The organism is Hydrogenophaga sp. L76 (assembly GCF_057654755.1).
Map to the genome: position 1 here is coordinate 2365360 of NZ_CM172807.1, position 19338 is coordinate 2384697.

16 protein-coding genes are annotated in these 19338 nt (G+C 65.0%); 4 read left to right on the forward strand and 12 right to left on the reverse strand.

Features of this window, described 5'->3' with window-relative positions; translation table 11 throughout:
- Positions 1 to 2 precede the first annotated feature (2 nt).
- The 3 genes from pyrR to AC23D4_RS11355 are packed head-to-tail and all read right to left on the reverse strand — an operon-like array spanning position 3 to position 1509.
- Positions 3 to 518, reverse strand: a complete 516-nt coding sequence (gene pyrR / locus AC23D4_RS11345) for a bifunctional pyr operon transcriptional regulator/uracil phosphoribosyltransferase PyrR (protein ID WP_472887660.1) — start codon at positions 516 to 518, stop codon at positions 3 to 5.
- Positions 515 to 922 carry a Holliday junction resolvase RuvX gene (ruvX, locus tag AC23D4_RS11350; protein WP_472887661.1) on the reverse strand — a complete coding sequence of 136 codons (408 nt, stop codon included), beginning with the start codon at positions 920 to 922 and terminating at the stop codon, positions 515 to 517. Before ruvX ends, pyrR begins: the two co-directional genes overlap by 4 nt.
- The gene (locus AC23D4_RS11355) at positions 919 to 1509 is read right to left on the reverse strand and encodes a YqgE/AlgH family protein (protein WP_177131934.1); all 591 of its coding nucleotides are present in this window, start codon (positions 1507 to 1509) and stop codon (positions 919 to 921) included. The genes ruvX and AC23D4_RS11355 overlap by 4 nt, the downstream gene beginning before the upstream one ends.
- A gap of 63 nt (positions 1510 to 1572) precedes the next feature.
- Here AC23D4_RS11355 and AC23D4_RS11360 point away from each other — a divergent pair, with 63 nt between their 5' ends.
- On the forward strand, positions 1573 to 3084 hold the full coding sequence (locus AC23D4_RS11360) for a cryptochrome/photolyase family protein (protein WP_472887662.1): 1512 nt from the start codon (positions 1573 to 1575) through the stop codon (positions 3082 to 3084).
- Positions 3085 to 3171: 87 nt separating this feature from the next.
- Here AC23D4_RS11360 and AC23D4_RS11365 read toward each other — a convergent pair whose 3' ends face one another.
- From AC23D4_RS11365 to AC23D4_RS11390, 6 genes are all read right to left on the reverse strand, one after another.
- Positions 3172 to 9357 carry a hybrid sensor histidine kinase/response regulator gene (locus AC23D4_RS11365; protein ID WP_472887663.1) on the reverse strand — a complete coding sequence of 2062 codons (6186 nt, stop codon included), beginning with the start codon at positions 9355 to 9357 and terminating at the stop codon, positions 3172 to 3174.
- 34 nt (positions 9358 to 9391) lie between these two features.
- A complete protein-coding gene (locus AC23D4_RS11370; RefSeq protein WP_472887664.1) occupies positions 9392 to 11641 on the reverse strand; it encodes a methyl-accepting chemotaxis protein in 2250 nt (749 codons plus the stop codon).
- A gap of 87 nt (positions 11642 to 11728) precedes the next feature.
- Positions 11729 to 12265 (reverse strand): chemotaxis protein CheW, encoded by a 537-nt coding sequence (locus AC23D4_RS11375; protein ID WP_472887665.1) that lies wholly within the window; start codon positions 12263 to 12265, stop codon positions 11729 to 11731.
- Between the two features lie 40 nt (positions 12266 to 12305).
- Positions 12306 to 12671 (reverse strand): response regulator transcription factor, encoded by a 366-nt coding sequence (locus AC23D4_RS11380; protein WP_305361418.1) that lies wholly within the window; start codon positions 12669 to 12671, stop codon positions 12306 to 12308.
- Complete coding sequence (locus tag AC23D4_RS11385) at positions 12671 to 13066, reverse strand: response regulator (RefSeq protein ID WP_305361419.1); 396 nt, start codon at positions 13064 to 13066, stop codon at positions 12671 to 12673. Before AC23D4_RS11385 ends, AC23D4_RS11380 begins: the two co-directional genes overlap by 1 nt.
- An 81-nt stretch (positions 13067 to 13147) precedes the next feature.
- Complete coding sequence (locus AC23D4_RS11390; protein WP_305361420.1) at positions 13148 to 13321, reverse strand: rubredoxin; 174 nt, start codon at positions 13319 to 13321, stop codon at positions 13148 to 13150.
- Between the two features lie 144 nt (positions 13322 to 13465).
- On the opposite strand from AC23D4_RS11390, the gene thiD reads away from it, so the two are divergent.
- Together thiD and hemL are read left to right on the forward strand one after the other, a co-directional pair.
- Positions 13466 to 14404, forward strand: coding sequence for a bifunctional hydroxymethylpyrimidine kinase/phosphomethylpyrimidine kinase (gene thiD / locus AC23D4_RS11395; protein WP_472887723.1), 939 nt, complete (start codon positions 13466 to 13468; stop codon positions 14402 to 14404).
- A gap of 9 nt (positions 14405 to 14413) precedes the next feature.
- A complete protein-coding gene (hemL, locus tag AC23D4_RS11400; protein ID WP_472887666.1) occupies positions 14414 to 15715 on the forward strand; it encodes a glutamate-1-semialdehyde 2,1-aminomutase in 1302 nt (433 codons plus the stop codon).
- A gap of 65 nt (positions 15716 to 15780) precedes the next feature.
- Here the strand turns inward: hemL and purH are convergent, their stop codons facing one another.
- From purH to dusB, 3 genes are read right to left on the reverse strand one after another with little or no spacing between them, the layout of a single operon-like run.
- Entirely contained in the window at positions 15781 to 17367 is a 1587-nt protein-coding gene (gene purH / locus AC23D4_RS11405; RefSeq protein WP_472887667.1) for a bifunctional phosphoribosylaminoimidazolecarboxamide formyltransferase/IMP cyclohydrolase, read from the reverse strand.
- A 52-nt stretch (positions 17368 to 17419) separates the two neighbouring features.
- Positions 17420 to 17659 (reverse strand): helix-turn-helix domain-containing protein, encoded by a 240-nt coding sequence (locus AC23D4_RS11410; RefSeq protein ID WP_472887668.1) that lies wholly within the window; start codon positions 17657 to 17659, stop codon positions 17420 to 17422.
- Positions 17656 to 18696, reverse strand: a complete 1041-nt coding sequence (dusB, locus tag AC23D4_RS11415; RefSeq protein ID WP_472887669.1) for a tRNA dihydrouridine synthase DusB — start codon at positions 18694 to 18696, stop codon at positions 17656 to 17658. The genes AC23D4_RS11410 and dusB overlap by 4 nt, the downstream gene beginning before the upstream one ends.
- 136 nt (positions 18697 to 18832) lie before the next feature.
- Here dusB and AC23D4_RS11420 point away from each other — a divergent pair, with 136 nt between their 5' ends.
- Positions 18833 to 19318, forward strand: a complete 486-nt coding sequence (locus AC23D4_RS11420; protein WP_472887670.1) for a YqaA family protein — start codon at positions 18833 to 18835, stop codon at positions 19316 to 19318.
- The last annotated feature ends 20 nt before the right edge of the window (positions 19319 to 19338 follow it).

Below are 19338 nucleotides of genomic sequence, written 5' to 3' on the forward strand. Positions count from 1 at the left end.
TTTCAGGCTTCCTTCTTGTTTTCCAGCACGAAGCTCAGGCGCCCCTCGTCGTCGCGCGCGAGTTCAAGCGTTTGCGTCGGTGCCAACACCACCGTGGCCGCGCAGACCCGGGCCTCGATCGGCAGTTCGCGTCCGCCGCGGTCCACCAGCACCGCCAGCTGCACGCTGGCCGGGCGACCGTAGTCGAACAGTTCGTTGATCACCGCGCGCAGGGTGCGGCCGGTGTAGAGCACGTCGTCGATCAGGATCACATGCGCGCCGTTCACGTCGAACGGCAGCACGGTCTGGGCACTGAGCGCCAGACCGCGCTGGGCGAAGTCGTCGCGGTGCATGCTGGACGAGATCACGCCGGCATCGCCGTCGCGCCCGAGATCGCGCTGCAGGCGCTCGGCCAGCCAGGCGCCACCCGATGTGATGCCGGCCAGGTACGCCGGCTCCGGGGTGGAGGCGATCAGGTTTTTCACCCCCCTCAGCAACGCCAGGTAGAGCTGTTCGGCGTCCAGTTGCAATGCACTCAAGGCAGGCTCCTCAAAAACTGTTCCAGGATGATGCAGGCCGATGCGGCGTCGGCATCTTTCGCGCCCAGCGCATGGGCTTCGGTGGTGCTGTAGCGCTCGTCCACCTCATAGACCGGCAGGCCGTGACGGCCCCGCAACTGGCGCGCGAACTTCAGCGCGCGGGCGGTGTTTTCGTGCGCGGCGCCGTCGGGGTGGTAGGGCACACCGACCACCAGGGCGTCGGGCTGCCACTCTCGGATGCGTTCGGCGACTTTGGCCAACCGCGCATCCCCTTCGGCAGCGATCGTGGCCTGCGGGGTGGCGGTGCGCGTGATGCGGTTGCCGCTGGCCACGCCCGTGCGTTTCAGGCCGTAATCAAAGGCTAAAAAACTCTGACCGTTGACCGGAACTTCCACCGCCATCATGCATGGCCCGCATCTGGCGACAGCATCCACGGCTGCAAGCCCAGCAGCGCCATGGCCCGCTCGTAGCGCTCGGCCACGGGCGCGTCAAAAATCAGGCTCGGATCGGCTTCCACGGTGAGCCAGCTGTTTTCGGTGATCTCGGATTCAAGCTGCCCTTGCCCCCACGAGGCATAGCCCAGCGTGACAAACACCTTGCGCGGGCCTGCACCCGAGGACATGGCTTCGAGCACGTCCTTGGAGGTGGTCATTTCCAGCCCGCCCGGAATGGACAGCGTGGAGGCGTAGACCGATTCGCCCTCGCCGCCCTCGATCGCTTCGTGCAGCACAAAGCCGCGCTCGGTCTGCACCGGGCCGCCCTGGAACACCGGCAACAGCGCCAGGTCTTCGCGGCCCATGGGCAGGTCGACCTTTTCAAACAGGCGCGGCAACAGGATGTCGCTGGGCTTGTTGATCACCAGACCGAGGGCACCGCGCTCGCTGTGCTCGCACATGAACACCACACTGCGACCGAAAAGCTCGTCGCTGAGACCGGGCATCGCAATCAGGAAATGATTGGTCAGGTTGATGGGGGCAAAATCGTCGGTCATGGCTGGATTTTAAGCCGCCGCCCCGTTCGCAGCGCCCCGCCTTGCAACCCGACCGTCCAGCGCATGAACACCTACGACAAAGGCCTGATGTGGTTTCGCCGCGACCTGCGCGCCGAAGACAACGCCGCGCTCTACCACGCCCTCAAAAGCTGTCGTCAGGTGTGGTGTGTGTTCGTCCTGGACACCGAGATCCTGGAGCCGCTGCTGGCACGTGGTCTGACCGCCGACCGGCGGGTGGCGTTCATCCGGGAATCGCTGGTGCAGCTGGATGCCCGGCTGCGTGCGATGGGTCGCGAGCACGGCACCGAAGCCACCGGACTGATCGTGCGCCACGCGCGCGCGCGGGATGCAATCCCCGCCCTGGCCCGGCAGCTGCAGGTGCAGGCGGTGTTCGCCAACCACGACGACGAACCCGCCGCCCACGCGCGCGATGCGCACGTGCTGGGTCAACTGGCCCATGAAGGCATCATGTTCCATGGTCACAAGGACCACGTGGTCTTCGAGCGCCGCGAGGTGCTGACGCAGGCGGGCCACGCATTCGGCGTCTTCACGCCCTACAAAAACGCCTGGCTCAAGCAAGTCGACAGCTTCCAGCTCAAGCCTTACCCGGTGGCCCGGTACGCGGCGTCGCTGGGCGCCCTGCCCGGCCCGGTGGGTGGTGAATGGAATGCGCCCGTTCCACGTTTGTCCGACATCGACTTCGAACCCATCGACCCCGCCCAGCTCAAGATGGCGCCCGGCGAAAAAGGCGCGCACCAGCTCTTCGAGGATTTCGTGCAGCGCATTCACCGCTACCACGAGACCCGCGATTACCCCGCCATCAAAGGGCCCAGCTACCTCAGCGTGCACCTGCGCTTTGGCACCATCTCGATCCGCCAGGTGGCGGCGGTTGCGTACCAGATGCACCTGCAGGGCATGACCGGCGCCAGCACCTGGCTGAGCGAGCTGATCTGGCGCGACTTCTACCACCAGATCCTCGCCAACTTCCCGCACGTGGTGGACAAGGCCTTCAAGCCCGAATACGACCACATCCGGTTCGAACAAGGCAAACACGCGAAAGAGCTGTTCGCCGCCTGGTGTGATGGCCGCACCGGCTACCCGCTGGTGGACGCGGCCATGGCGCAGATCAACCAGACCGGCTACATGCACAACCGCCTGCGCATGGTGGTGGCGAGTTTCCTGGTGAAGGATCTGGGAATCGACTGGCGCTGGGGCGAGGCCTATTTCGCAGACCACCTGATCGACTTCGACCTCGCGGCCAACAACGGCGGCTGGCAGTGGGCCAGTTCCAGCGGCTGCGACGCCCAGCCTTACTTTCGCATCTTCAACCCGGTCACCCAGAGCGAGCGCTTTGACCCGCAAGGCAAGTTCATCCGCCGCTACCTGCCCCAGCTGGCCAGCTTGCCCGATGCCTGCATCCATGCGCCCTGGCAGGCGCGCGAACTGGAGCTGGCCGCCGCGGGCGTGGAACTCGGCAAGACCTATCCGCACCCGGTGGTGGACCACGCCGAAGCGCGCGAGCGCACGCTGCTGCGCTACGCGGTGGTGAAAAAACCGGGCGCGACCCCGAAATGAAAAACCCCGGCACGGGAGCCGGGGTTGTCTCAAATGGTGCAAGCCGATCCGCCGTCGGGTCGCCCCTAGGCCGATCAGCCCCCTGATTCAAGCTTCGGCAGCGATCTTGGTGTAGTGCGCCACCAGCGCCAGCAGCTCATCTTCCGCATACGGCTTGCCGAGGTAGTGGTCCACACCGAGTTCACGCGCGTGTTCGCGGTGTTTCTCGGCGATACGCGAAGTGATCATGATCACCGGCAGGGCCGCGAGGCGCGGATCGCTGCGGATGTTGCGCACCAGATCGAAACCGTCCATGCGCGGCATCTCGATGTCGGACAGCACCACCGTCGGGCGTTCCTGCTGCAGGCGCTCCAGCGCCTGCAGGCCATCGGCGGCGAGCGACACGCGGTAGCCCTCGCGCTGCAGCAGGCGCTGCGTCACACGGCGCACGGTGATGGAATCGTCAACCACCAGCACCAGCGGCACGGCGCTGGTCGCCATGTCCATCGACAGCGGCACCTCCGCACCGGTCTGCACCGACTGCTGTGTCTGGGTGGACACCCACTCACGCACCTGTGGCCCGTACACCGTGGCCAGCGCCACCGGGTTGTAGATCAGCGCCACCGCGCCCGAAGCCAGCACCGACATGCCCGCCAGACCGGGCAAACGCGAAAGCTGCGGCCCCAGGTTCTTGACCACGACTTCCTGGTTGCCCAGCACCTCGTCCACATGCATGGCCACGCGCTGCGCCGCACTGCGGAAGATCACCACCGGCAGCGTCCGCCCCTTGGCCTCCTGCGACCGGGCGGACGATTGCAGCAGGGCGCCTGCCCAATAGAAAGGCACCTCTTCCCCGACCACCGTCAGCGTGCCCTTGGCATAGGCCTGGGCCAGCTCGTCGGCACTCACGCGGCGGACCAACTCCACCAGGTTCGACGGCACGCCCAGCGTGAGCGAACCCGCGCGCACCATCACCACCTGGGTGACCGCGGTGGTCAGCGGCAGCACGAGCTTGAAATCCGTGCCATGGCCCGGGCGGGTACGGGTTTCGACACGGCCACCCAGTGCCACCACATCGGTGCGCACCACGTCCATGCCCACGCCGCGCCCGGCCAGTGAAGACACCTCGCTGGCGGTCGTGAGTCCCGGCATGAAGACCAGCTGGGCCGCTTCCTCGTCACTGAGCTCGGTGCCCGCGACCACATGGCCCATCGCCAGCGCCCTCTCACGCAAACGCGCCAGGTCCAGCCCGGCACCATCGTCCTGGAACACCAACGACACATCGTTGAGTTCATGGGCCAGCCGGACCTCGATGTGCCCTTCGGCCGCCTTGCCAGCGGCCAGACGGACCTCGGGCGGTTCGATGCCGTGCACCACACAGTTGCGCAGCAGGTGTTCAAAGGCCGCGGTCATCCGGTCGAGCACACCACGGTCCATTTCAATGTGACCACCCACGATGTCCAGGCGCACCTGTTTGCCGGTTTCCTTGGAGGCTTGGCGCACCACGCGGTAGAGCCGCTCGGAAATGCCTTCGAACTCCACCATGCGGGTGCGCAGCAGGTCGCGCTGCAGCTCGCGCGTCTGGCGACCCTGGGCGACCAACCCGTCTTCGGTCGCTTCCACCGCGCGTTGAAGGTTGCGTTGCACGGTGGCCACGTCGTTCACCGACTCGGCCATCATGCGGGTGAGTTCCTGCACGCGGGTGAAGCGGTCGAACTCCAGCGGGTCAAACGACTGGTCGGCATCGCGGGCTTGCGCCAGGCGCGATTGCATCTGGGTCTCGGCCTGCAACTCGATATCTCGCAGCTGCAGGCGCAAGCGGTCAAGGTTGCCCGTCAGGTCCTTGAGCGATCCGCGCAGGGCGACCAGTTCGGACTCCATGCGTGAACGGGTGATCATCACCTCGCCGGTCTGGTTGACCAAGCGGTCGAGCAGTTCCGGGCGCACCCGCACCGCAGCGCCAGCACGGGCTATCACGGCCTTGGGTGCGCTGGGCAAATCCAGCCCGGTCAGGCCAGTCATTTCTGCCGTGTCGACCGATTCGACCACCGGGGGGGCGACTGTCTCGGGTGCTGGCGTCGCCGGCAGCTCATCGGTGACCGCCTGTTCGGGCGCGTGCCGGACCACATCGGGCACCTCGGGGTCGGTCCGGCGCAACAACTCGAAGCGGGCATTGATGGCATCAAAAGAAGCCATCAGGGGCTCGACCTCGACCGAGTTCTGCACCTCGGATCCCAGACGCTCGGCATCGGTTTCCATGCGGTGCGCCATCTCGCCCAGACGCAGCGCGCCGGCCAGTCGGGCACTGCCCTTGAGGGTGTGCAGGTTGCGCAGCACCTCGGCCCGGGCACTCGTGTTTTCCGGCCGTGCCACCCATTGGCGCAGGGCTGCGCCCAGCCGGGGCAGCAGTTCAAGCGCCTCATCGGCAAAGATGGGGAACAGGTCCACGTCAATGGTGTCGAGCACATCGATGTCGTCGTCGATGTCCTGCACCGGTCCCTGGCTCTCCGCCTCGACCAGGGGTGCGATCACGGTCGCTGGATCACCCAGACCCGTGGCCTCGAAATCTGGCGGGGCGAAAGCCGATGCCACATCGTCTGGGGCTACCGTGCTCTCGATACCCGCCGCTGCGTCCGATGGAAGTTCGGCGTCCCAACCCGAGAGTGGTTCGATGTCCAGCCCTTCCGTGCTGGGCACGGGTGCGTGCAGCAGCCGGTCCAGCGCGGCCAGCAGGTCGGGACTGGGCTCCTTGAAGAAGCCCGCGGCAAACTGGTGCAGCAGGCGGCGGATGTCTTCGGCGGCATCGACAAACAGCTGCGACTGTTCGGCGGTGGCGACCACCCCGCCCTGCTGGTGCAGGGCGACAGCGCCCAACGCATGCTCCAGCGCCCGGGCAATGTCCGAGAGCGGCTGGAAACCCACCGTGGCGGAAGCGCCCGCCAGCGAGTGTGCGAGGGCCTCGGCCTGGTCGGGTACGGGCTCGTGAAGCTCCAGCGACCACTCGGCGAGGCTGGTGCACAGGCGGCGCGACCACTCGTCGGCTTCGTTCAGGTACACGTTGTAGAGCTTGATGCCGATGCGCAGCGGTCCGATCAACCGGGTCTGGTCATCGGGCATGTCGTCCGTCGTGGCATCAACCACCGGTTCTTCTTCCGGCGTGGCTTCCGGCAACGCCGGTTCCTGGTCCGTCACCGGTGTATCGGGCGTTGCCTCTTCCGGTGTCACCTCGGCCAGCGCCAGGTCTGCCAGGTCCTCTGCAAGATCCGGCTCCGGCTGTTCGAGCTGATCGTCCTCGAAGTCGACGGCCTCGATCGTCACATCGGCCGCTTCGGCCTTTTCGGGCGTGGCAAAGATGTCCACGTCGATCTGCCCGGGCGCCTCTTGCTCTCCGGTTGCGACTGCCCCGGTTCCCTCGGACCCGGCTGCCGTTTCAACAGTCTGTGGCGCGGCATTGTCCAACGCCGACAGATCGTCCAGATCGAGCGAAATGTCGTCGAACATCGACGGCACGCCCATGGCGGTTTGCTCTGCGAGGTCTTCCGGCTCCATCGCCTCTTCGGCAGCATCCGGCACCTGGGCCTTGGATGACACCAGGGCGAGGCTGTCGAAATCGATGTCGGACAACATGGGCGACGACACCTCGGCGCCCTTCATCGATGGTTCGGGCTCCAGACTGAAGTCGATATCCACAGAGGACGTTTCGGCAAAATCGGGTGGCGGTTCATCGAACGCGTCGGGTTCATCCCAGTCCACCACGGTCACGGTCTGCGCAGCCTCCTGCTCGGGCTCGGCTGGCACGGTCAACGACTCGGCATCGGCACCGGCCACGTCCAGCGGCAGGTACAGAGCCTGGTCGCGCCAGGCCTGCGCACTGCGGACGAAAGCTTGGGCATTCCACTCGTGGTTGGCGCGGGCCTCAATCGCGTCCACCCAGCGGTTGAACGCGCCCATCGCATCGTGCGCCAGGGTCAGCAGGCCGGTGGCGGCAGGGCGTTGCTCTGCCAGCACCGCGTTGAACAACTGCTCCATCGCCCAGGCAGCCTCGCCAAACTCGGCCAAGCCAACCATGCGCGAACTGCCCTTGAGGGTGTGGAAGGCACGGCGCAGGGTTGTGAGCTGCTCCAGTTCGCCCGGATGCGCCTGCAACTGGTGCACCGCGTCCAGTCCATTGACCACCACCTCTCGGGCCTCCTCCAGGAAGATGTCGAGCAGGTCTTCGTCGTCGTTGTCCTGGGCCTGCTGTATCACCTCGGGAGCGGACGAGGGCATCACCACCTGCGACAGCCCGACCAGGGCCTGCGCGCCCGCCTGGGCGTCGTGGTTGACCACGGCTTGCGCGGCCTCGCGCGCAGCGCGCGCCACGCCGGGCTGCTCGGCCAGCTGAGCCTGATCGGCCAGGGTATCGAGCTGCTGGCTCAGATCGGCCAGATTGACATCGCCCTGCGCACCCTCCACCACCCGCTGCACGCCAACGCTGATGGCCTGGACTTCGTCGGTCATCGCTGACGACGCGGGATTCACCGTGCGTCCCATGACCGGACGCAACTCACCCGTCTCTTCGTCAAAGACAAACAGCTTCTTCGCCAGCGCGGGCTGGTAGTTGAGCATGTCGACCAGGAAACTCAAGGCGCTGAGGTTGTCCCCCAGTTGCTGGAACGTGCCCGCCTCGCGGGCCATGACTTCGTCCACCTCGGTGTCCAGAATCTGTTCGACGACCGTGCGCATGCGGCTCACCGCCTGAACCGCCTGATCCAGACCGAGAACCGAGAGCACGCCACGCATCTGTGCGAGCTGCGAGACCGCAACATGAAGACAGGCTTTTTCGCGCGGCATGCGGAAAAATTGATCCAGCGACTTTTCGGCCTCACCCAGCGATACCTTGAGCTCACCGACCACGCTGCCCATGGTCTGCCTGTCGCTCACCCGGCGGTAGAGCTGCTCCATCCAGGCTTCCAGGGGTTCCGCAGGTGCACCACCCAGAACGTTTTCAAGCCGGACCGCGAGCGCCTGGGTGCGCTCGGTGAACTCCTCATCGCTGGGATCGAAATCATCAAGCGCCGCCTCAAGGTACAACGTGGTGGTGGCCACTTCCATCGAGAGTTCGGGACGCATCACGCCGGCTTGTCCACGCGCCGCCTGATCCACAGCCTTGACCATCACCTGGGCCAGCGCGGTGCTGGCGGGGTGCAGCTTGAGCAGCGAATCGCCGATCAGGCCGTATTGATCCACCACCTGTCGTGCCCGGTTGGCATCACCACCGGAGAACAGCGCCCAGGACTCCTTGGCGGCACCAATGCGCTTGCGCGCCTGCGCCAGCACCGAAGGATCAAACCGCCCCAGGGACGCGAACGCGTAGTCAACCGGTAACGCATCGGTCAAGACAAACGCCTGTCGCACAGCGCTCAGGTGAGGCGTCTTGTCATCGTCCAACGGCAGCGCCTGGGCGCAGAAAAAAAGCAGGTCACGCAGCAGGGTCTCGGACACTTCCGCCGGCTTAACCGCCTGCGCAAACCCGGCGAACTGCAACAGGATGCGCGAGGCGGCCCTTTTGACATACACATCCGCGGGCAGCAGGTCGTGTGCCACCGCTTCAAAATAGGCCGCCGCCACCCGCCAGAAGGTGCTCACCCGGGGCACGGCGGCACCCGCCGACAGGCCAGCACTCAGGCGCGCGAGCTGTTGCGCGGCTGCGTGACTGTGCGTCTTGACCATCAGCAGGACCAGCCGGTCAAACATCGAGCGCAACTGGGGATCCGGCAACAGGGCCTTGGCACCCTCTGGCGGGGCCATGTTGTTCGCCTGCCGTTCAAACGGCCAGAGGTCCGCCGGATGCACCCGCTCGGCCGCAGCCAGTTCCTGAACATCCCGGTACTGGGGGAACAGGGCCATCGGCTGGACCGGCTTGTTGTTCAACACCGCCTGGAGGTATTCGATCAGCGCAAAACCCGCACGCTCCACCTTGGCAGCAGCGGCTTCGGTGCAGGTCTGGGGGCGCTGCACAAAACGCTGCACGGCGGCCTCCATGCCCCTGAGCACCTGAGCGGGTGCCACCAGCCCCACCATCTCCAGGGCGCCCACGGCCTGGTGCAACTGCTGGCGGGCCAAACGCAGCGACCCCGGATCGACCGCTTCCAGATCGTTGTGGCGCGATTGTTCTGACTCACGGACGAACCGCTTGACAGCCTTGTTGGCACCGTCGAGCGACTTGCGCAGTTCGTCGAACACCCAGGCGAGCGGACCGAGGTCGGCGAGTGGTGGGTCCATCGGCAAACTGTCGGTGGTGGTGTCGAGCATGGCGATGTAGGGAAATGAAGACCCGACCTGTCTGTCAGGCGATCTTGAAACGGGACACCGACTGGCGCAGTTCTTCGGCCATGGCCGAGAGTTCGCGCACCTGTTGCGCGGTCGAACGCGTGCCTTCACCGGTCTGCTCGGTCACGGCAAAAATGTGCTGAATGTTGCCGGCCACTTCGTTGGCCGATTCGGCTTCGCGGGATGCTGCATCCGAAATCTGTTCGATCAGCTCGGCCAGGCGTCGCGACACACGGTCGATCTCGGACAGCGCGGTACCCGCGTTATCGGACAGCTTGGCTCCCTCGACCACACCTTGCGTGGAGCGCTCCATGGCGGCCACCGCATCCTGTGTGTCCGTCTGAATGGCCTTCACCAGCGCCGCGATCTGGCGCGTGGCGTCTGCGGAACGTTCGGCCAGGCGCTGCACTTCTTCGGCCACCACCGAGAAACCGCGACCGGCTTCACCGGCGGATGCGGCCTGGATGGCGGCGTTCAGGGCCAGCACGTTGGTCTGTTCGGTAATGTCCGAGATCAGTTCGGTGATTTCACCGATCTCCTGCGACGATTCGCCAAGGCGCTTGATGCGCTTGGAAGTTTCCTGGATCTGGTCGCGGATGGCATTCATACCGCCGATGGCGTCCTGCACCGCCTGCAGACCCTGTTCGGCGGCCTGCAGCGAGACGCGGGCCACCGAGGCCGACTCCTGTGCCTGGCCCGACACCTGGTTGATGCGCTGCGCCATGTCCACCACCGACTGGCCAGTTTCGCGAATCTCGCGCAGCTGCTCGTTGGACGCGGCCAGCAGTTCGGTGGAGGTGCTTTCCACCGCCGAGGTGGTTTGCGCCACACGGGTCGCCGTGGCTTGCACGTTGCCCACCAGCGAGCGCAGTTCTTCCACTGTGTAGTTCACCGAGTCGGCGATGGCGCCGGTGATGTCCTCCGTCACCGTGGCTTCCTGCGTGAGGTCGCCTTCGGCCACCGTCTGCAGCTCGTTCATCAGCCGAAGAATGGCGGCCTGGTTGGCGTCGTTCACCCGCTTGGCATCCTGTTCCTGCGACTCGGCCGTGAGCCGCTGGTTTTCGGCCATCAGCTGACGCTGGCGGCTTTCCTGCAGTTGCACAAAAGCCAGTCCGGCACCACAAAGCAAGGCGAACAAGGCACTCGCCAGCAACGCTGCCAGCTCGCGGCCACCCAGTCCGGCACGGGCCGAGAGATCGCTCTGGAGTTTTTGCAGTCCGATGCGCAGCGGTTCGCTGTCGGCAACGATGCTGGCCTGGGCCTCGCGCGCCGACGCCAGACCCTGCAGGTTGCCCAGAATGGCCGCCGCTTCGGTGCGTGTCTGGTCGTACAGCTTGAGCAGCGCTTCCAGACGCTCGCGAATCTGTGGATCGTTCGTGGCTTTCAGCCGCAACTCGTCGCTGCCGTTGAGCAAGGCCTCGGCGATTTCCTTGAAGGTGTTCAGGTCCTTGCCCAGCAGGAACACCGCCTCGGGACTCACCCCCTCCAGTGTCAGGAACTCGTTGGCGGATTTGCCGATGCGCTGGGTCAGCATCACGAGCTGACCAGCCGCAGAAATGTCGGCGGCGGGCGCGTTGCGCTCCAGCTTGAGCGCCGAAATCGTTTCGGCAATTTCCAGCAGGTCCGAAGACTGGCGGTTGATCGAACGCAGCGAATCACCCACCTGCGTCAGGATGCTCTGCTGGGCCAGCACGGTCGTGGCGTTGCTCATGGCGGCATCGATCCCGGGCGTCAGCTCGGTCAGCTGGTCGGTGTACGCGGCACCCAGTGCATCGATCGACAGTTCCGAGTCGCCCTCCTTGAACCCGCGCATGTTGCGCGAGAGCACCTCGGAACTTTCACGCACTTCAGGGAACGCGGCCGGACTCCCGACCAGGGCCTGTGACACGCTCTTGGCCAGCCGCTGCGACTGCATCAGAGCCTGTCCGCTCGCGGCCACCTGCTGGCTGATCTTCTCGGTCTGGCTCAGCACAAAAAAGATCACCGCCACCAGCAACACGAGCGCAAAAACCAGCAAGGTCCCCAGGTTGCGCCGATGCTGCTCGGCCGTCTTGCGCCCCAGCAGCGGCAGCGACACCAGTCCGGCACCCGAAGACACGTCGACGTCTTCCGGCGCCAGGCGGTTTTCGGCAAGGTCATCTGACCGGTCCGGCGCCAGGCGGGCTGCAGCGAGTTCTGCCATTTCCTGGTCTGTGACGTGGCTCAAATCGGGCTCGTCCGCGCCTTGCTTCCTGAACAGTCCCTGGAATCGATCAAGCATGGCCATGAAAAACCTTCCAACAAAATAACAAAGCCGCAACCGGCGGCAACAACAAGCTCGGACAGCGCGTTCGCAGCCAGCTGCACGCCATCGTCAGGCCGCAATGGTCAAAAATTCGGGTTCCGCTGCCAGCGCCTGCAGGTCCAGTTCCTGCCAGGTATGCCCGTCGCGGTCGATCAGGCAACGTGCCAGGTACAACGGTGCACCGGGCGGACGGACGCCCAGCGCGGTGAATGTGGACGGGTTGCGCAAGCCCAGCAAGCGATCCACCCAAAGCACGGCATTGACCCCCAGCGCGCTGTGCAGACTCACCAGACGGGATTCGGAAGACACCCGATCAGTGCCCGTCGCGCTGCCAGCACCACCCATTCCGGGCAACTGCAGCAGGTCGACAACACCGTGCAAACCCCCGCGCAGACTGGCCACGCCCACATACCAGGGCTTGGTATACGGCACGGTTTGCACGACCGTCCAGGGAAATATCTCGCCCGATTGAACGAGCGGAAACAGGCACTTCTGACCGCCCACTTCCACCGCCAGCCACGAGGCGGTGATGGCCTGGGTCTTGGCGGCGCTCAGGCGCTTGGCCAGACGTTCCTGAAGATCTTTGAGTGACTGTCGGTTGGCCATGTGCTCGGTGTGGGTCGGTCGCTGGCGGTGTGCGGCGGCCTCAGCCGAGGGCCCGGATCTTGGAAAGCAACTCCTCAACATTCACCGGCTTGGTCACGTAGTCGCGTGCGCCCTGCCGCATGCCCCAGACCCGATCGGTTTCCTGATTCTTGCTGGTGCACATGATGATGGGAATGCTGGAGTACTGGGGATCGCGTGCGATCGCCCGCGTCAACTGAAACCCATTCTGACCGGGCATCACCACGTCCATCAAAATGAGTTCCGGCTTTTCTTCGCTCAACCGACGAAAGGCTTCTTCAGCGTTCTCGGCGGTGCGTACGGTGTAGCCATTTTCCCCCAACAGGTCCGACAAAACCATCAGTTCGGTCTTGGAATCATCAACAACGAGAATTTTCTTAATGGACATCACGCCGCTCCGGTGAGGTGGTTACCGAACTGCTGCACCGCTTGCAGCAGTTGGTCTTTGGTGAAAGGTTTGGTGAGGTATTCCTGCGATCCGACCATCCGGCCGCGTGCTTTGTCGAACACGCCGTCCTTGGACGACAGCATGACCACGGGAATGCTGGCAAAGCGTGCATTGCGCTTGATGATGGCACAGGTCTGATAGCCGTCCAGACGGGGCATGAGGATGTCGCAGAACACCAGGTCGGGCTGGTAATCGTTGATCTTGGCCAAGGCGTCAAAACCATCTTCGGCCAGCAGCACCTCGTGGCCACCCTGCTTGAGGAAGATTTCCGCGCTGCGGCGGATGGTGTTGCTGTCGTCAACCACCAGAACTTTCAGCACAGACGTCGTACTCACGGTAGATGGGCTCCAGAAAACGTGTCAGGGGGAAGCAACAACCTTGAAGCCCGACCAGCCAGAGGGGGCCGGACGCAATCCTCAGATTTGCACCATTTCGAAATCTTCCTTGCGGGCACCACATTCGGGGCAGGTCCAGTTCATCGGAACCTGTGCCCAAGCCGTGCCCGGCTCGATGCCATGTTCGGGAGACCCCGCCGCCTCGTCATAGATCCAGCCGCAAATCAGGCACATCCAAGTCTTGGTTTCGGTCATGGTTATAGGGGGCATTGTCTTAGAATGCAATCATTGTATCGAGCCACATGAAGCCGCCGTCGGGCCTTGGCCACCCGCTTCCCTGATGGGCGCAGCCGTCTGCCGGCCCTTGCGCAACCCGCCCAGAACACCCTGACCACCTCCATGCCCGACACCCCCGAGTCCCTGACCGACGCCGCCATCGCGGCTGGCGAAGCGTCCTTGCCCTGCGTGATGGTGTTCAACGCCAACGACCCCAGCGGCGCGGGCGGTCTGAGTGCGGACCTGACCGCCATGTCCAGTGCATCGGCCCACGTCATGCCCGTGGTCACCGGCACCTACGTGCGCGACACCTCCGAGATCCACGACCACATCGCTTTCGACGAAGAAGCCGTGACCGACCAGGCGCGTTGCGCGCTCGAAGACATGCCGGTGCTCGCTTTCAAGGTCGGCTTCGTGGGCAGCCCGGAGAACCTGAGCGCGATCGCTGCCATCACCACCGACTACGCCGAAGTGCCGGTGATCACCTACATGCCCGACCTGTCCTGGTGGGACGACATGGCCATCGACACCTACCTGGATGCCTGCGCCGAGTTGCTGCTGCCCCAGACCACCGTATTGGTCGGCAACCACAGCACCCTCTGCCGCTGGCTGCTGCCGGAATGGGAGGGTGATCGTGCACCCAACGCACGCGAAGTGGCGCGGGCGGCCGCGGTGCACGGCGTGCCCTACACGCTGGTGACGGGCTTCAATGCCGCCGATCAATACCTGGAAAGCCACCTGGCCAGCCCGGAGACGGTGCTGGCCACGGCGCGCTACGAGCGCTTTGAAGCCACGTTCAGCGGCGCCGGCGATACCTTGTCAGCGGCGCTGTGTGCCCTGATCGCGGGTGGTTCGGACCTGCAATCGGCCTGCGCCGAGGCGCTCACCTACCTGGACCAGTGCCTGGATGCCGGTTTTCAGCCGGGCATGGGCCATGCCGTGCCGGACCGCCTGTTCTGGGCCCACGACGACGACGGTGAAGAAGAGGCGGGTTCAGCCGACACCTCGTCCGACAGCACCCTGGACGCCAATGATTTCCCCCTCGACACCACAAGACATTGAACGAGCACCATGACCGACCGCAACCAAGAGCTGTTTGACCGCGCCAAAGCCCTGATCCCCGGTGGCGTGAACTCGCCCGTGCGAGCCTTCAAGGCGGTGGGCGGCACGCCGCGTTTCGTGCAGCGCGCCCAGGGCGCGTATTTCTGGGACGCCAACGGCCAGAAGTACATCGACTACATCGGCTCCTGGGGTCCGATGATCCTGGGTCATGGCCACCCCGCCGTGGTGGAAGCGGTGCAGAAGGCCGTGCTGGAAGGTTTCTCCTACGGCGCACCGACCGAGCGCGAAGTCGATCTCGCCGAGGAGATCATCAAGCTGGTGCCCAGCATCGACATGGTGCGCCTGGTGAGTTCGGGCACCGAAGCCGGCATGAGCACGATCCGCCTGGCGCGCGGCGCCACCGGCCGCAAGAAGATCATCAAGTTCGAAGGCTGCTACCACGGCCATGCCGACGCGCTGCTGGTGAAAGCCGGTTCGGGCCTGGCCACCTTCGGCAACCCGACCAGTGCTGGCGTCCCCCCTGAGGTGGTGCAGCACACCATCGTGCTGGAATACAACAACCTCGAGCAGCTGGAGGCCGCGTTCACCGAACACGGACCTGAAGTGGCCTGCCTGATCATCGAGCCGATCGCGGGCAACATGAACTTCGTGCGCGCCAGCGTGCCGTTCATGAAGCGCTGCCGCGAGCTGTGCACGCAGCACGGTGCGCTGCTGGCCTTCGACGAGGTGATGACGGGCTTCCGCGTCGCGCTCGGTGGCGCCCAGAGCGTCTACGCCCAGCTCATCCCCGGTTTCGAGCCCGATATGACGGTGATGGGCAAGGTGATCGGTGGCGGCATGCCGCTGGCGGCCTTTGGCGCCAAGCGCGCGGTGATGGAGCAGCTCGCTCCACTGGGCGGTGTCTACCAGGCCGGCACGCTGAGCGGCAACCCGGTGGCCACGGCCTGCGGCCTGGCCACACTGAAAGAAGTCCAGAAGCCCGGTTTCTATGAGGCGTTGTCGGCAACCACGCAGTCGCTGGTGAGTGGATTGACAGCCGCTGCGGCGGCCGAAGGCGTGACGCTGTGCGGCGACAGCCAGGGCGGCATGTTCGGCTTCTTCCTGTTCGATGAACTGCCGCAGAACTACGCCAAGGTCATGACCACCGACGGCCCGCGCTTCAACACCCTGTTCCACGGCCTGCTGGACCGGGGCGTGTACATCGCCCCCGCCCTTTACGAAGCCGGGTTTGTGAGCGCGGCGCACACGGCGCAGGATATTGCCGACACCGTTTCGGCTGCGCGGGACGTGTTCAAGCTGCTGGGCAAGTAAGCGGGGTTTTCTCACGCTCCCAGAGGGAGAGTGAGTAAGGCCTTTCTCGCAAAGAGTCCGTGGACTCAGTGACGGAAGTGGCGCACGCCGCTGTACACCATCACCACACCACGCTCATCCGCCGCGTCGATCACTTCCTGATCGCGCATTGAGCCACCGGGTTGAATCACGCACGAAGCACCCGCGTCCACCACCACATCCAGACCGTCGCGGAACGGGAAGAAGGCGTCACTCGCCACCGCGGTGCCCTGCAGCGTCAGGTTCGCGTGGCCGGCCTTGATGCTGGCGATGCGGGCCGAGTCGAGGCGGCTCATCTGGCCGGCGCCCACACCCATGGTCATGCCGTCCTTGCAGAACACGATGGCGTTGGACTTCACGAACTTCGCAACCTTCCAGGCGAACAGCAGGTCTTCCAGTTGCTGCTCGGTTGGCTGCAGCTTGGTCACGACCTTCAGGTCGGCGCGCTGCAGCACGTGGTTGTCGGCGCTCTGCATCAACAGGCCCGAGCCCACGCGCTTGATGTCGGTGAGGTTCAGCCCCTGGTCCCAGGCGGTCGGACCACCGGGCGGCAATGCAATTTCCAGCACGCGCACATTGGCCTTGGCCTTGAAGACTTCCAGCGCCTCGGGCGTGTAGCCCGGTGCCATCAGCACCTCGACGAATTGTTTGCTGATGGCCTGGGCACCGGCACCGTCGAGCACACGGTTCAGCGCGATGATGCCGCCGAAGGCGCTGGTCGGGTCGGTCTGGAAGGCCTTGCTGTAGGCCTCCAGCGCATCCTTGCCCACGGCCACACCGCAGGGGTTGGCGTGTTTCACGATGACGCAGGCGGGCACGTCAAAGCTCTTGACGCATTCCCAGGCCGCGTCGGCGTCGGCGATGTTGTTGTAGCTCAGCTCCTTGCCCTGCAGTTGCTTCGCTGTCACCAGCGAGCCCGGGGCCGGGTAGAGGTCGCGGTAGAAGGCGGCGGTCTGGTGCGGGTTCTCGCCGTAGCGCAGGTCCTGCAGCTTGACGAAGCGGCCGTTGGCCTGGCCGGGGTACTCGGCGCGCTTGGGCACACTGGCGCCCTCTTCGAACTCGATGGACGAGAGGTAGTCGCTGATGGCACCGTCGTACTGGCTGATGCGGTTGAACGCGGCGACCGACAGGGCGAAGCGGGTCTTGTCGCTGAGTTTGCCGCTGGCCTTGAGTTCATCGATCACGGCCGGGTACTGGGCCGCGTCGGTCAGCACCGCCACGTCTTTCCAGTTCTTGGCCGCGCTGCGCACCATGGCCGGGCCGCCGATGTCGATGTTCTCGATCGCGTCTTCCAGCGTGCAGCCGGGCTTGGCCACGGTAGCTTCAAACGGGTAGAGGTTGACGATCAGCAGGTCGATGGTGTCGATGCCGTGCGTCTTCAAAGCCGCCATGTGCTCGGGCACATCGCGGCGCGCCAGCAGGCCACCGTGCACCTTGGGGTGCAGGGTCTTGACGCGGCCGTCGAGCATCTCGGGGAAGGCTGTGACCTCGGCCACTTCGGTCACGGGCAGGCCCTGCTCGGCCAGCAGCCTGGCGGTGCCGCCGGTGGAGATGAGTGACACGCCGAGGCCGTGCAGGGTCTGGGCCAGTTCGACGATGCCGGTCTTGTCGGAGACGGAGATGAGTGCGCGCATGGGAAGGGGTCTCGGGAGGTTTTGAATTCGGTTCGTACAAAAGCGCAGATGCTCAATCGATGAGCTTGTGCTCCAGCAGCTTCTTGCGCAGCGTGTTGCGGTTCAGGCCCAGCCATTGCGCGGCGCGCGACTGGTTGTTCTGCGATTGCTGCATCACGACCTCAAGCAGCGGTCTCTCGACCGCCTTGACCAGCATGTCGTGCAGGCCGGCGGGGTCGGTGCCGTTGAGGTCTCGGAAATACTCTTCCAGGCTGGCACGCACACAGTCGTGCAGGTTGTTGTGGGAGCTCATGCGGCCAGTTTCCAGTTTTCTTCTTGATAATTCATCTTGTCGTAACCCGTGGCATCCCATGCGTCGAAGCTTTCGCTCACACACTGCAACTGAGCCTCGACCGTCGTCAACACGTTGATGCGCTGCCGGAAAGCCTGCGCCTCGACCGCCGGGATGGGTAGCGACTGCGCGTACCAGCCCAGGTGCTTGCGCGCACTGCGCACGCCGGTGAAATCGCCGTAGAGGTTGTAGTGGTCTTCCAGGTGGTGAAGCAGCCAGAATTTCACGTCCATCAGCTCGGGTGGTGGCAGCGCTTCGCCAGTGGCCAGGAAGTGCGCGATCTCGCGGAAGATCCAGGGTCGGCCCTGCGCAGCGCGGCCGATCATGAGGGCGTCGGCGCCGGTGTGCCGCAGCACCTCACGCGCCTGCTGCGGGCTGGTGATGTCGCCATTGGCCACCACCGGAATCTTCACGCGGCTCTTGATGTGGGCCACGGTGTCGTGTTCGGCAAAGCCCTTGTAGCCCTGCTCGCGGGTGCGGCCGTGCACGGTCAGCATCTGCACACCAGCGGCTTCGGCGGCGAGCGCGATCGTCGGTGCGTTCTTGACGTCGGCGCACCATCCGGTGCGCATCTTGAGTGTGACGGGCACGCCGTGCGGCGCAGCGGCGGCCACCACGGCTTCAACAATGTCGATAGCCAGCGCTTCGTCCTGCATCAGGGCCGAGCCGGCCCATTTGTTGCAGACCTTCTTGGCCGGGCAGCCCATGTTGATGTCGATGATTTGCGCACCGCGGTCGATGTTGTAGCGCGCGGCGTCGGCCATCATGGCCGCGTCGGTGCCGGCGATCTGCACCGCAATCGGACCGGGCTCACCGCTGTGGTCGGCACGGCGCGAGGTCTTCAGACTGTCCTGCAGGTCCGGGCGCGAGGTCACCATTTCGCTCACCGCATAACCCGCCCCCAGCCGTTTGCAGAGCTTGCGAAACGGCCGGTCCGTCACGCCGGCCATGGGCGCGACGAAAAGGGCATTGGACAGGGTGAACGGACCCAGTTGCATGGCGGGAGCGATTCGGATGGTGGGTTTGGTGGGACCCCCGCGGAGCGGACATTTCGCAGGCGGGGATGGGCATTGTATCTGCCTGTTTTTTCAGCAGGCGATATGCTCTCGCATTCCACAGATTCTTCTTCTGCCCATGCCCGCCTGGATCGTTTCTCTGCTGCACACACTGGCCTTGCCCGAGGTCGGCCTGAGCACGGTCTTCCTGGTCGCGTTCATTTCGGCCACCTTGCTGCCGATGGGCTCGGAGCCTGCCGTGTTTGCGTTGATCAAGCTCAACCCCGAGCTGTTCTGGCCCACCATCCTGGTCGCCACTGCGGGCAACACACTGGGTGGCGCCGTCAGCTGGTGGATGGGCTATGGCGCGCACCGAGTGGTCGATAAAGCACGGCACGGGCATGCCACCCACGTGCGCGCCCTGGACTGGTTGCAGCGCTTCGGCCCCAAGACCTGCCTGCTGTCCTGGCTGCCCGGCGTCGGCGATCCGATCTGCGCGGTGGCCGGCTGGCTGCGGTTTCCCTTCTGGCCATGCCTGGGCTACATGGCGATCGGCAAGTTCGCGCGCTACCTCACGCTCACCGCCGGCCTGCTGTGGGTGTTCCCTGGGGGACTGCCGTTCTGACACGGCCGGGGTGTCGCCGC

Coding starts and splice junctions, on each gene's coding strand:
- ruvX (WP_472887661.1), bottom strand. CDS start 922: ATGATGGCGGTGGAAGTTCCGGTCAACGGTCAGAGTTTTTTAGCCTTT.
- AC23D4_RS11355 (WP_177131934.1), bottom strand. CDS start 1,509: ATGACCGACGATTTTGCCCCCATCAACCTGACCAATCATTTCCTGATT.
- AC23D4_RS11360 (WP_472887662.1), top strand. CDS start 1,573: ATGAACACCTACGACAAAGGCCTGATGTGGTTTCGCCGCGACCTGCGC.
- AC23D4_RS11365 (WP_472887663.1), bottom strand. CDS start 9,357: ATGCTCGACACCACCACCGACAGTTTGCCGATGGACCCACCACTCGCC.
- AC23D4_RS11370 (WP_472887664.1), bottom strand. CDS start 11,641: ATGGCCATGCTTGATCGATTCCAGGGACTGTTCAGGAAGCAAGGCGCG.
- AC23D4_RS11375 (WP_472887665.1), bottom strand. CDS start 12,265: ATGGCCAACCGACAGTCACTCAAAGATCTTCAGGAACGTCTGGCCAAG.
- AC23D4_RS11380 (WP_305361418.1), bottom strand. CDS start 12,671: ATGTCCATTAAGAAAATTCTCGTTGTTGATGATTCCAAGACCGAACTG.
- AC23D4_RS11390 (WP_305361420.1), bottom strand. CDS start 13,321: ATGACCGAAACCAAGACTTGGATGTGCCTGATTTGCGGCTGGATCTAT.
- thiD (WP_472887723.1), top strand. CDS start 13,466: ATGCCCGACACCCCCGAGTCCCTGACCGACGCCGCCATCGCGGCTGGC.
- hemL (WP_472887666.1), top strand. CDS start 14,414: ATGACCGACCGCAACCAAGAGCTGTTTGACCGCGCCAAAGCCCTGATC.
- purH (WP_472887667.1), bottom strand. CDS start 17,367: ATGCGCGCACTCATCTCCGTCTCCGACAAGACCGGCATCGTCGAACTG.
- AC23D4_RS11410 (WP_472887668.1), bottom strand. CDS start 17,659: ATGAGCTCCCACAACAACCTGCACGACTGTGTGCGTGCCAGCCTGGAA.
- dusB (WP_472887669.1), bottom strand. CDS start 18,696: ATGCAACTGGGTCCGTTCACCCTGTCCAATGCCCTTTTCGTCGCGCCC.
- AC23D4_RS11420 (WP_472887670.1), top strand. CDS start 18,833: ATGCCCGCCTGGATCGTTTCTCTGCTGCACACACTGGCCTTGCCCGAG.